Origin of the sequence: Pseudopedobacter sp. (assembly GCF_040392825.1) — a bacterium.
GTDB lineage: Bacteria > Bacteroidota > Bacteroidia > Sphingobacteriales > Sphingobacteriaceae > Pseudopedobacter.
The window spans coordinates 1-13,432 of the sequence record NZ_JBEBVH010000096.1; the positions used below are offsets into that span (position 1 = coordinate 1).

The window sequence follows — 13,432 nt, forward strand, 5'->3', positions numbered from 1 at the left end:
TAAGTATTTTATCCAAAAAAAAAAATCCAAAAATTAAACTGTTTATTCGTGATCTTTATCAGTTATTATTTGATTTACTTCCCAAGAAGAAAGAATTTTCTATTAATCCAATAGAGATTAAAGAGGGGTATTTTTTTGGTTTTCATGATGTTCAACCCTTTTCGAAAAATAATGATAAAGTCTTAGCAAATAAGCTTTATATTGATTTAAAGATGCCCTCAAAAGAAGATTATTTAGATGTTGGTTTTTTTAAAATCAAGGAGGGAAAGCTAGAAGAATATGTTAAAATCGATCAAACTAATTCGTGGAACTATCATAAAGGTTGTCGATTACAATGGGTTGATCAAAGTCATTTGATATTTAACTGTACGATTAAAAATGAAATGGTTTCGAAAATTATAAATATTGAATCTGGAGAAGAAAAAGTTATTTCAATGCCCATTGATAGTGTGAGTTCGGATGGCCGATATGCGACTTCATTTAGCTATCACCGTTTGGAAAAATTTATGCCAGGTTATGGATATTGTTATGAAGACGATATTTCCTTTATTAATGAACAATCACCCGACAATTCGGGACTTTATTTAATAGACTTACAAACTAAAAAGAACAGATTGTTAGTCGATCTCAAGACGTTAGCAAACGAGTCGATATTAGATGATTATTCAACTATTTCCTCACATTATGTAACGCATTCTTTGTTTTCAAAAGATGGTAGATATATTTCGTTTTTTCATCGTTGGGTTGGAAAAGAAACTCTAAAACGATATACTAGATTGATGATTTTTGATTTGCAGACCTCTAGTTTATTTCAACTCCCTATAGGTTATATGGTGTCCCATTATGTTTGGAATGATAAAAATCAGATTATTGCTTATTGTAATTATAAAGGTGTAGACGGACATGCATTGTTAGATGTTACCAATGCAGCCAATAATAAGGTTGTTGCTTATCCAACTCTGAATTCAGACGGCCATCAATCATTTATTGATTCAAATAAATTTATAACCGATACTTATGGGGATAAGTATAGAATGTCAAAATTATATTTAGTAGATTCTGAGCGAGATACGGTGAAACCCTTAGCTTCGGTTTACTCACCTAATAAATTTCAAACAAAAGTTGCGCATAGGCATATTGCTTGTGATTTGCATCCTGTTGTATCAGAAAATGGTGAATATGTTTGTTTTGACACTGCAAAGACAGGAAAAAGAGCTTTGGCGATAATGTCTTTAAAAAGTTCATAGTATTTCAAATGAGAATAATATACTTACATCAATACTTTAAAAAACCTAACGAAAATGGAGGAACTAGATCCTATGACCTTGCCAGCTCATTTGTGAAATTAGGACATACAGTCGAAATGGTAACAACGACTTCTAGATCACCGGAGAATAAAAGAAATAAGTGGAGTATTGAGAGTGTTGATGGAATTACAGTTCATTATCTTTATCTCCCCTATGATAATTCATATTCGTTTTTAAAAAGAGCTTGGGTTTTTATCCAATTTATTTATTTTTCCACTAGTAAATTATTAAAGATCAAAGGGGATGTGCTATTAGCTACTTCTACTCCTCTAACTATAAGTATACCGGATATTATAAAAAAGATTTTTCATCGAACTCCTTATATATTTGAAGTGAGAGATATATGGCCAGAGGCAGTTTCCGCAATCGGAGCAATAAACAGTAAATTAATCTTAAAATTACTTTCCAAACTAGAATTCTATAGTTATAAGTTATCCGACTGGATTGTTCCTTTATCTGTTGATATGAGAAAATCCATTGTAGAAAGATATCCAGAGTTTGAGTCAAAAATAAAACATGTAATTGAGAACATAGCTGAAGTCAATAGATTTGGGCAACCTGTGTTAGACAATTATAAACTAGAAAAAAGCTTAGATAAAATTATAGGATTTACGCCTAAAATTTCGGTATTATATGCTGGTACGTTTGGGAGAGTTAATAATATTGAATATGTAATTAGGTTAGCCTCTAAAGTCTATGAAAAAGATACCTCAATTATTTTTCTTTTGTTGGGTGATGGTTCCGAAAAAGATCATCTTATAGGTTTAGCGAAGTCATTAGGTATTTATAAAAAAAATTTATTTTTTCTAGCTCCAGTTAGTAAGCGAGAGCTTCCATTGATTTATTCTCAAGTTACAGTAGGCAGTAGTTTTGTGGCATCTATTAAAGAATTGTGGGCAAATTCGGCAAATAAATTTTTTGATACACTAGCAGCGGGGTGTCCAATTATTATAAACCATTATGGGTGGCAAGCACAAAAAATAATAGAAAATGAGATAGGTTATGTTTTGAACCCTAATTTGGAAGAAGTAAATTTAGAGGAATTTATTAAATATCTTAAAAATAGGCAATTTCTACTTGAATCTGGGATTCGTTCGAGAAAAGTTGCAACAGAGAACTATTCATTGGACGAAGCTGTAAGGAAATATAATGAAATATTATCTAGTGTTTCTTAACGTAAATAATTTATAATCGAATTATGTATAATTTTTTTTTAAAAAGGGTTATAGATTTCATAATAGCTTTTGTAGGTCTTGTTATTTTACTACCTGTATTTATTCTAATTATTATATTATTAGCATTTGCAAATGGCGGAAGCCCTTTCTTTTTACAGCCAAGACCAGGGAAAAATGGAAAGATCTTTAAAATAATTAAGTTTAAGACGATGAATGACAGAGTTGATTTGAATGGCAATTTATTACCTGATTCAGATAGAATAACAACAATTGGTTCTTTTATCAGAAAAACTTCTTTGGATGAAATTCCTCAATTAATAAATGTTTTGAAAGGAGACATGGCAATGATTGGTCCCCGTCCCTTATTAACTCAATACCTACCATTATATAACACTTTTCAAAAAAGAAGACATGAAGTTCGACCTGGGATCACTGGGTGGGCACAAGTTAATGGTAGAAATGCCATTTCATGGGAACAAAAATTTAATTATGACGTATGGTACGTTGATCATATGTCTTTTAGAATAGATATAAAGATATTTCTTTTAACTGTTAAAAAAGTGTTTGTAAAAGAAGGAATTTCGCAAAAAGGACAGGCCACTATGGAAATTTTTACAGGAAATGAGGATGAATGAAATCTCAATTATTGGTGCAGGAGGGCATGCTAAGGTAATTATTGAATTGGCGGAGGAATTGGACTATTCAATTCTAAATGTTTTTGACCAAAATATAAAAAAGAGTTATATTTTATCATATAAAGTTTCGCATAATTTTTTTTGTATACCAAAGAATACTATCGTTGCTATTGGTGATAATTCTTTACGGAAAAAGGTTTCTCAAGAAAATATTTTGGAAGTTAGTCCATTGATACATCCAAAAAGTACGATTTCGAGATCGGCGGATATTGATGATGGGACTGTGGTTATGGCTGGAGTGTCAATTAATTCAGATGTAGTAATAGGAAGGCATTGCATCATAAATACTAATTCTTCGATTGATCATGACTGTATAATTGGCGATTATGTTCATATTTCTCCGAATGTTGCTCTCGCTGGTAATGTAGTGGTTGGGGAAGGAACTCATATTGGAATTGGGGCATGTGTAATTCAGGGTGTAAAAATCGGAAAATGGTGTACCATTGGTGCGGGGGCTGTAGTTATAAAGGATGTGTTTGACTTTCAAACAGTGGTTGGTAATCCTGCTAAGGTGCTGGATAAGTCAGATAAATAATAATTGAGTTTATTATATCTTGTCTAATTTTTGTCCTCAATTGTATTTTGTTTTTCTAAAAAATGTCTAGTCTTAATTTCTTATATGTAATGATTCCCTCTTTTTGTTAAGTTTTCTAATAAGGTTACGGCCCCATTCGATTGAAGGGGTCTCAATGTATTTAAACCCTAAATTAGCAAAGGGAATTGTTAAGGTAATCGAGAATAATGATAACACTATAAAAAATATGTATTTATTATCTGTCAACTGAGGAGTGAATTTGATTATTGCAAGATATAATTGATTTACCACTAAAAAATGTACTAGGTAACTTGAGTAACTAATCCTTCCCATATACACGGTGGCTTTATTAACTAGTATCTCCCATGGGGTTACGGATAATAGTATCCCTAAACACATGAAGAGGAATGAAACAACATGATGTTGTTGAATTATTTTAGGTAGAAATATTGAACCAAATATTAAACTTATAGTGAGAACAATTAAAACTTTATTAATCACATCACTTTTTAAATATTGTAGTTGTTTTTTACTTTCAATTATTCTGTACATTACCAAACCAAACCCGAAGCAGGCCAATTGACTGACAGGCCATCTAAAGAAAAAATTATTCACCGTTCTACTATCGTAATCAGAAAAAAATGTTTGGATCGCGTATTTCTTAAGCATTATATTTCCTAAAGGAAGAGCTATTAATGCAAATGCCATAAATATGGTCAATCTTTTTGTGCTATTTATATATAAGAAAATGAATGGAGCTATCATATAAAAAAGAACTTCAACGCTGATTGACCACCCTCCAGGAACCACTGAACTAGATGTTAGAGGGTGTAGAACATTGGTTAAAAATATATGATAGGGGTAGTGCCATAACTCTGGACCTTCTCGCCATCCGCGACTGTCTAATCCATATACAACGGTATAGAGGAAAATCCCAAACCAATAAACGGGGATTATTCTAAATAAACGTTTTATAAAAAAGTCGCGAAACATGTGTTCTTTACCAATAGATTGGGAGAGCGAGTTAAAAATGGTAAATGCACTTATAACAAAGAATAACTGTACACCCATGCCAAGAATGTTAGTTAATTGTCTTGCCATTCCTGTTAATTGTACTAAACTAGCAGAGTGAGTAAGAATTACTCCTAATATTGCTATACCTCTTAATGCGTCAATGTATTCAAATCTTTTTGATGTTCCCATATTGGTATGTTAAAGAATGCTGCAAAGATAAAATAAAAGTTCTGATATGGATTTCATATACTATTTATTATCTCAAATAATTGATCCTAGTCCATATTTCATTTTCAGGTAATAATTGTACGTCGGTGAAAATGGTTTTGACTTTGTTCTCTCCTAATCTCTTGGAAAGTTGATAAATGAATAAACTTCTTGGAGAAACATTTCTGCCATGACTAATAGTATATGGTATGGAATTTTCTAATAATCTCCCTTGAGAACCAATTAACCAATTCATGGCGTCAGGAGGGTTTTGAATCAAGAAGCCAAAAGAAGCCCTGTTATTCCAAAATAAATTGAAGGCGCCAGTCCACCCGTGACCTGATCCGAATTCTCCCGAATTTCTAGCGTATATTTTATTAGATGAAATATTGTCATATAAAGTTCCAACTGCCCAGCGATGATGAGGTCCACTATCTGCAAGACTATTTTCGGATAGGCAGTCCAAAAAAACATTTGGTCCGGTTAGTCTTGCACCAGTTGAAAAATCATGTCGGCCAGAACTCGCGAAACATCTTTGAATAAGATTCCCATAACTAAATTGTCCAATATAGTATGGATATCTTCGGTCTCCAATCGGTTTAGATTTAAAATTAATCGCTGAACAGTCCTGTATTGTACAAAATGAGGAATTAATTAGTGATACTAACGAAAAAGCTAAATTTTCAGTTTTTACTTTCTTTACCCAACAATTTGTAGCGTTTTCCAAAATGATAGAGGACCAAATGTGCGTTTCATCCTCATTATTACCTTCTAAATAACTGCTTATGAAATGTATGTTTTCCACTCCGCAATTGAAAATATAATTAGAACTATTATATTTGATTACGTACCCGCCACCATAATTGTTTTTTATTTTATCATATAGTGGAATATTCAGAGTTATTAAATTCTCTTTAAGGTCCTTAATTACTCTTTTTGATTCAACGTGATATTCTGACGAAATCCAACCATATTGACTAGTATTTAGCGTTGTTATCCAATTGTCATTTGGTGTCTTAACTATCATTATTGAATCTCCTTTAACAAAGCTATGGGATTTATCTATTGATATATGTGTTGAGCCAGCTTGGTCAATATCTTGTATGATACTAAACGGCAAGCCTATTTTATTGTCAGAAATGTTTAATCCTTTAATTTTAATTATACTCCAATCTTGGGCCTCTTTAATATTTCTCCAATTCATGACTTTGTTGAAATGAATAATTGGAATTTGTCCATACGAATCAATTTCGCCTTTTATTACAACTCCTGAGCTGTTTATATTAATAGGTTGACTTACGAAGTATTTACCTTTCTTTAATAATAGTACCCCTCTAAATCCATCTAAAATTGGTCTTTTAGAAAGTTCATCTATTTTAGACTGAAGTAAAGTAGTATGGTCGGATAAATTATCAGGAGAAACTGTTACAGTAAAGATGTCTTCTAAAACAGGAAGAGGCCTTTCAGACATCATATATCCTGCATAAGAAAAATCAGGAATATTGCTGGTTTCCAAATCAATATAAGTCTCCTTGCCACTAATGTCTAGAAGGTTTTTTTTGCATCCAATAATCAAAAGCAGAAAATAAATGCCTAATATTGGTATGACATTTCGATTATTCATTATATTGTAGTTAACAACGGTTATTAATTCAATTAATTCAATGATTCGTTCAAAGATAATTTTTTTTTTGTGTTAATTATTCTAACAAGATTCGCATTTTCACAACAACCAAATGCTAAGATTAAATTAGGTGCAGAGTATTTTCCAATAATAAGTGAAAAAGACTCAAAATATATCAAAAGTGGTTGGAAAGTAAATGGAGCTTATCAGCATTCTTTAAGTAATAAATTTTATTTGGAGGGAAATCTGAATTTTACTCAGATGATAGGGAAAGATAGTTATGATGGTTTCTTATCTCTAAAAACCCCAGGTTTTAATCTAATAGGAATTGGTCCCTCAATATTATATTATCCCAATAAAAAAAATCTTTTTTTTGCTTTTGGTTATAACGCTCAATTGTCCTCTTTCAAAAACAGCAGTTTTGTTAATAATATACAAATGGAATTAGGATTAACTATTAGGAATCTTTCTTTTAGTGCAGGAATTAATTCCTTTTTTAATAAAGGAAGTTTAACATCCTACGGTATAGGTTTGGCATATGGTTTGGACCTTAAGAAATAATAGAGTTCAATAAACCTATATAACAGGGATAGAACTGAATTGCTTTTTTTAATTGTATTTTTGTTGATTAAATAAATAATATAAGTTTTTAAATAATGGATAAAATTTGGTTGTCATCCCCTCACATGGGGGGGAATGAGTTGAAATTCGTGCAAAGTGCTTTTGATTCTAATTGGGTTGCTCCTTTAGGCCCGAATGTTGATGGGTTTGAAAATGACCTTAAACAGTTCTTGGGTAAAGGTATCGAGGTTGCAGCCTTATCGTCAGGAACCGCCGCTTTACATTTGGCATTAATAGAATGTGGGGTAGAGTATGGGGACGAAGTGATTTGTCAGTCTATGACGTTTTCCGCCTCTGCCAACCCAATTGCTTATCAAGGAGCTGTTCCTATCTTTGTGGATTCGGAGAAAGAAACCTGGAACATTTGTCCTATTGCTTTAGAAGAGGCTATCGAGGATAGGATTTCAAAAGGGAAAAAACCTAAAGCTATTGTTGCAGTACATTTATATGGGATGCCATTTAAGGTTAATGAGGTTATGGCAGTTGCTTCCAAATTTGATATACCAGTTATTGAAGATGCTGCAGAAGCATTGGGCTCAAAATATAAAGGTCAGGCTTGCGGTACCTTTGGAAGATTTGGAGTCCTTAGCTTTAATGGAAATAAAATTATTACTACTTCTGGAGGAGGAGCGTTGGTTTGTCAGAATTCTGCAGATAAAGAGAGGACTGTTTTTTTATCAACACAAGCTAGAGATAATGCTCCGCATTATCAACATTCTTCCATCGGCTATAACTATAGGATGTCAAATATTTGTGCTGGGATTGGTAGAGGTCAAATGGAAGTTTTGATAGACAGAGTAAGATCTCGTCGGTTTATGACCAAGTTTTATTTAGATATTTTTTCAAATATCTCTGGAGTTACAGTTTTTTCTGAGCCAACCGAAGACTTTTACTCAAACAATTGGTTGTCAGCGGTGTTAATTGACAGTTCAAAATGCGGTAAAACTAATGATGATTTGAGAAAAGAGCTGCTCACACATAATATTGAATCGAGACCTCTATGGAAACCTATGCATTTACAGCCCATATTTGCGAATTGTCCTTATTACGGTGGTTCGGTTTCAGAAGAATTATTTAATAAAGGGCTTTGTTTGCCTTCTGCATCTAATTTGAGTGATAATGATAGAGATAGAATTTCAAATGTAATTCTTAAATTTTTTAAATAAATCTTAGTCTTTCCATACAGGTAGATCTGGAATTCTTTGATATGTTGATTATATATCTACGCTCTCACAATATAATTATTTATGCAATACAGAAATGATATTCAAGGATTAAGGGCATTAGCCGTAATGTTTGTCTTCTTTTTCCATCTTTCATCTTCAATTCTCCCTGGGGGATTTATAGGGGTGGATATGTTTTTTGTTATATCTGGATATCTTATTACAAAAATTTCTTTAAATAAAGTCCAAAAAGGGTCTTTTAAAATAATTGATTTTTATCTAGCTAGAGTTAAGAGAATTATACCGTCATATTATTTTCTCTTGCTCGTGATATGGTTGCTCTTTTTGTTCGTTTATGCTCCAAGTGATGTGGGGAAATTCAAATTCGCTCATTTTTGGTCATTTTTATTTAGTTCTAACACCTATTTTGCAACGCTAGATGATTATTTTGGAGCCTCCAGTAGTGAGAATCCATTTTTGCATACCTGGACATTATCCATAGAGATGCAATTTTATTTGATTTTACCTATTTTATTGATAATTTTCAAAAAATTGAAGCATCTATTAGTTGTAATTGGGATTCTTTTACTGACCTTTATAATTTATAGCTCATTTGAAATACTTTCTGGGAATAAAGCTGAAATGTATTTTTCTTTAATAGCAAGATCTCCTGAATTTTTTATCGGGGTTTTAGCAGCAGGGATCAAATTTGAAGAAAAGACTTTCTTTAAGGAAAACTCATTGCTTTTTAGCATCATAGGTCTTGTTGGACTTCTTGTTTCCTTAGCTGCTTTAAATGAAAGTTCTAACTTTCCAGGCATTTGGTCTCTTTTACCATGTGTTTCTACATTACTGATCTTGATATCACCGACAAGTAAAGTAAACAAATTCTTATCTAATCGCATTTTATTTTTTATTGGTGAAATATCATACTCCATTTATTTATGGCATTGGCCGTTGATGGCATTTTATAGATATTCCACAGAAAGATATGAATTCACTTTAACTGAGACTCTGTTGCTGACTGCTTTCACTATTTTCGGGTCACTTTTTTCCTATTATCTTATAGAGAAACCGTTTAGGAAAATCCCTAATAGAAAACTATTTTTACCCATTGGAGCATTGATGTCAATAAATTTTTTAATGATTTATTTTACAGTTCCAATAAAAAGGAAATTTACCAATATTCCTAAGGAATATATTTACCCCATTTATGGTATTGATTCACATGGGAAGGACTTTAAGCAAGTTGGAATGTTAGGAGATTCTACTTATAAAAAGAAAAGAATTTTATTCTTGGGTGATAGCCATGCCTTAACTTTTAAACCATATTTAGATAAATTAGGAAAGGAATATTCTTTAGCTTTTAGAACTATTACAAATGATGGTTATCCTGCTATTCCTCATTTAGGATCAGAATACATTACGGAAAAATATAAGTTGTTGATCTATGAACAACTTTTGCCACACATTCGAGCCGAGGTAGAACTATCTGACGTTATAATTATTCATTTTGCTAGGAGTGGTAATAAATGGATTGTTCCTTTATCCAAAATGTTTTCTTCGTTAAGGAATAATCAAAAGGTTTTAGTATTATCTGATTACCCAGTTTTAGATAAAAATCCTGTTAGAGTTAACAAAAGCTTTTTGAAAAATGGAGATAAAAATAACAATTACAAAATGACAAAAAATATAACTAACTCTGATATTTTAAAATTAATAGAGAACAATAGTAATATTCGTTTTGTGAATTTTTCAGAATATGATGACTTCTTTGAAGATGCTCCATTTTATCAAGATACATTAATGTATTACGATGCCAGTCATTTAAATTATTATGGAGCAAAAAAATATGCAGACTATACAGGCAAGTTTTTTATAGAGAATTTGAATTGGGCTTTAAATCAAAAGGAATAATAGATTCTAACATTTTTTTGTTCTATTTTTAATGGGAATACTTGTTTTGTTATTATTTTTATGTTTTGTTCTATTCTTTTGTTTTAAAGAACTATTTTTGTGGAATTTAATAAATGTTGGAAAGGTTTTTGCAAAACCATTATTCTTAGAATGAAATATATGTCAAATCGCAGTATAAAATTATCTGTACTCCTGATAATTATAGGGGCAATTTTTTTTAGTTCTTGTGCTAATCGTAGAGATTTAGTTTATTTTCAGCCAGATTCTGTACATTTAAATTCTTCGTATGAATTAAATGCGCCTAAATTACAACCTGGAGATATTTTAGCAATTGCGGTTACAGCTGATGATGTGAGAGCTACAATTCCATTTAATCAGACCTCCCCTTATCAAGGCACCTCTGGTGGTATGCAATCGTCCAACCCGTTTATGCCAACGTATTCTATTGATATAAATGGAGAAATAGATTTCCCTAAATTGGGTCGGATTAAACTGGCTGGTATGACAAGAACTCAAGCAATGCAATTCTTAAGAAACGAAGTTGGTAAGTTTATTGTTGATCCAGGAATAAGTATGGATATTAGAAATTTTAGGGTTACAGTTCTAGGTGAGGTTAGATCTCCGGGATCTTTTAATGTGAGTAATGATCGTATTACCATTTTGGAAGCATTGGGAATGGCAGGAGACTTAACGATAAATGGAATTAGAACAAACGTAATGGTAGTACGTGAACAAAACGGTGAAAAGACAGAATATCGTATCGATCTAACAAAGAGAGAAGCATTAAATTCTCCAGTGTATTATTTAGCACAAAACGATGTAATATATGTAGAACCAAATGGAGCTAAAGTGCAATCGTCAAAATATACTCAAAACAATTCTTTATTTATCTCAATCGCCAGTATCATAATAACTATGATTTCTGTCATCACACGTTAATAGTTCTTTTTATGAATAAATATAATGCTGAGTCTAAAGCTCAAATACAGGATTCAGAGATAAATCTTAAACAAATTTTTGAACAATACGCTTATTATTGGAGATGGTTTGTCCTGTCAATAATAGTGTGTTTAATTGCTGCCTTTTTTTATTTAAGATATGCAGAAAGTATTTATAGTGTTTCCGCTAAAATATTACTACAAGATGATAAGCAAGCGTCTGGGGAATTAGCTGGGTTATCTGAGTTATCTGCCTTAACAGGAGGAGGGACTGGCTATTCTGCATTTGTATCAGATCAGATGGAGGTCATTAAATCTCGTCGGATTTTACGTAAAGTAGTTGAATTAAATAAATTAAACATTGAATATTTTAGTAAAGGGAATTTGAAATCTAATGAACTGCTTGAAGATAATTCACCTGTTAGAATAATTTTATTGGAACCAAATAATCCTCGCTTAGATACGGTTATATACACTTTTAGTTTAAGTCAAACTGATGAAGGGAAATTTAAGATAAAAGATAATAATGACACCAAAGAATACAGCTTAGGACAGAAAATCAGGACTCCTCTCGGGTTAATAACAATTGTTCCACAAGAGAAAAGGAATTTTCAGGGAGAGGTAATGATTACTGTTAGACCATTAGAAAAAGCAATTGATAAATTAATAAATGATTTAGAAATATCTCCTAATAAAGATAAGCAATCGTTTATTGTTAATTTTTCAATAAAACATCCTAATAGAGCTAAAGCCAGAATTATTCTGAATTCAATTATTGAACAATATAATGATGACGTAACGGAAGATAAGGCGAAAGTAACCACAGCAACTTCGAATTTTATTAATTCCAGATTAGAGTTGATAACTAAGGATTTGGAGGCTGCTGATGAGAAAGTGGCAGATTTTAAAGATAAAAATAATTTAGTAGATATGTCTTCAGAAGCTCAACTTTATATGAGGAATGCAACTGAAAATGAGCAGAAATTAATTGAATATGAAACTCAATTGAGACTGGCTGATATGATTATTGGTGTTGCTAATACTCCATATTCCTTGTTGCCGTCCAATATTGGACTAGAAGATCCATCTATACAATCCTCGGTAAAATCATATAATGATCTAGTTTTAGAGAGACAAGAATTGTTGAAATCTGCAACAACGGAGAATCCCATCGTTAAAAGTATTGATAAGAATATAAACGATATTAGTCAAAATATTAAGGTAGCTCTTAACAACTATCGAGATGTATTAATTGCCAATGTTAGTACTTTGAAAGGACAACAAAATAAATTTGAAGGTAAATTAAGTCAACTTCCTACTCAAGAGCGTGGATTTAAAGACATTTCAAGGCAACAACAAATTGTTGAATCACTTTATCTATTTCTTTTGCAAAAAAGAGAAGAAACAGAGATTCAAGCTTCTGCCACCCCAGCTAATTTGAAAGTAATAGATGCTGCTTATGGTTCTGATATGCCCGTATCACCCAGAAAACCAATGGTGTTATTTGGTGCATTTCTTGCTGGGTGTATGATACCCTTTGGGTGTTTGTATTTAAAGTTTTTAATGGATAATAAAGTTCATTCTAGAAAAGATATAGAAGAAAGATTTAATGCGCCAATTTTAGGAGAAATACCTACAGCGGAGGATCCTGTTGTAAAAGATAATGATCGATCTTCTTTAGCCGAGGCATTTCGTATTTTGCGTACAAATATTGCTTTTATGTTGGGTGCCAAAAAAGATTCTGCTGTGATTTTTGTTACTTCCACAACTTCAGGAGAAGGGAAATCTTTTGTTACAACAAATCTTTCAAGAATTCTAGCGATGTCAGGGAAACGGGTATTATTAATTGGAGCAGATATTCGTTCTCCAAAAGTATTGGATTATTTAGGATTATCACACTTACAACATACCAATATTGGTATTACGCAGTACCTAATCAATCCGGATATGCCTGTTGATAATATAATTATTCATAAACCGGCTCCTTATGATTTCGATATTATCTACTCTGGGTATATTGCACCTAATCCGGCCGAGTTATTAATGAATGGACACTTTAAAGAGGTGATTGAATATGGTCGTGAAAATTATGATTATGTTCTTGTCGATACAGCTCCTGTTTCCTTAGTGACAGATACTCTATTAATTTCCGAATTTGCTGATTTAACTGTGTATGTTACACGTGCAAATTATTTAGATAGACGTTTATTAAATGTTCCTAAAGAACTTTATGAGG

Annotated in this window: 11 protein-coding genes; 9 read left to right on the forward strand and 2 right to left on the reverse strand. The window is 32.0% G+C overall.

The annotated features are described in order from the left end of the window. From ABWO41_RS08645 to ABWO41_RS08660, 4 genes are all read left to right on the forward strand, one after another. The coding region (locus tag ABWO41_RS08645) for a hypothetical protein (RefSeq protein ID WP_353136502.1) at nt 1-1,247 on the forward strand (1,247 nt) is incomplete at its 5' end. A gap of 8 nt (nt 1,248-1,255) precedes the next feature. Continuing rightward, entirely contained in the window at nt 1,256-2,482 is a 1,227-nt protein-coding gene (locus tag ABWO41_RS08650) for a glycosyltransferase family 4 protein (RefSeq protein ID WP_353136505.1), read from the forward strand. Nucleotides 2,483-2,505: 23 nt separating this feature from the next. Then, complete coding sequence (locus ABWO41_RS08655) at nt 2,506-3,117, forward strand: sugar transferase (protein ID WP_353136508.1); 612 nt, start codon at nt 2,506-2,508, stop codon at nt 3,115-3,117. Continuing rightward, nucleotides 3,110-3,712, forward strand: coding sequence for an acetyltransferase (locus tag ABWO41_RS08660; protein ID WP_353136511.1), 603 nt, complete (start codon nt 3,110-3,112; stop codon nt 3,710-3,712). The genes ABWO41_RS08655 and ABWO41_RS08660 overlap by 8 nt, the downstream gene beginning before the upstream one ends. Nucleotides 3,713-3,784: 72 nt before the next feature. On the opposite strand, the gene ABWO41_RS08665 is transcribed toward ABWO41_RS08660, so the two are convergent. Together ABWO41_RS08665 and ABWO41_RS08670 are read right to left on the reverse strand one after the other, a co-directional pair. Beyond that, complete coding sequence (locus ABWO41_RS08665; RefSeq protein ID WP_353136513.1) at nt 3,785-4,915, reverse strand: acyltransferase family protein; 1,131 nt, start codon at nt 4,913-4,915, stop codon at nt 3,785-3,787. A gap of 67 nt (nt 4,916-4,982) precedes the next feature. Next, entirely contained in the window at nt 4,983-6,557 is a 1,575-nt protein-coding gene (locus ABWO41_RS08670) for a hypothetical protein (protein ID WP_353136516.1), read from the reverse strand. Between the two features lie 69 nt (nt 6,558-6,626). Between ABWO41_RS08670 and ABWO41_RS08675 the strand changes: the two genes are divergently transcribed. The 5 genes from ABWO41_RS08675 to ABWO41_RS08695 form a co-directional block, all read left to right on the forward strand. Continuing rightward, a complete protein-coding gene (locus tag ABWO41_RS08675; RefSeq protein WP_353136519.1) occupies nt 6,627-7,118 on the forward strand; it encodes a hypothetical protein in 492 nt (163 codons plus the stop codon). A 95-nt stretch (nt 7,119-7,213) separates the two neighbouring features. Next, nucleotides 7,214-8,344, forward strand: a complete 1,131-nt coding sequence (locus tag ABWO41_RS08680; RefSeq protein ID WP_353136522.1) for an aminotransferase class I/II-fold pyridoxal phosphate-dependent enzyme — start codon at nt 7,214-7,216, stop codon at nt 8,342-8,344. Nucleotides 8,345-8,425: 81 nt separating this feature from the next. Next, nucleotides 8,426-10,258 carry an acyltransferase family protein gene (locus ABWO41_RS08685; RefSeq protein WP_353136525.1) on the forward strand — a complete coding sequence of 611 codons (1,833 nt, stop codon included), beginning with the start codon at nt 8,426-8,428 and terminating at the stop codon, nt 10,256-10,258. A 150-nt stretch (nt 10,259-10,408) separates the two neighbouring features. Beyond that, nucleotides 10,409-11,197: a polysaccharide biosynthesis/export family protein gene (locus ABWO41_RS08690; RefSeq protein ID WP_353136528.1), complete on the forward strand. Its 789-nt coding sequence runs from the start codon at nt 10,409-10,411 to the stop codon at nt 11,195-11,197. 11 nt (nt 11,198-11,208) lie between these two features. Next, nucleotides 11,209-13,432: GumC family protein (locus tag ABWO41_RS08695; protein ID WP_353136531.1), on the forward strand; the 2,224-nt coding region annotated here is incomplete at its 3' end.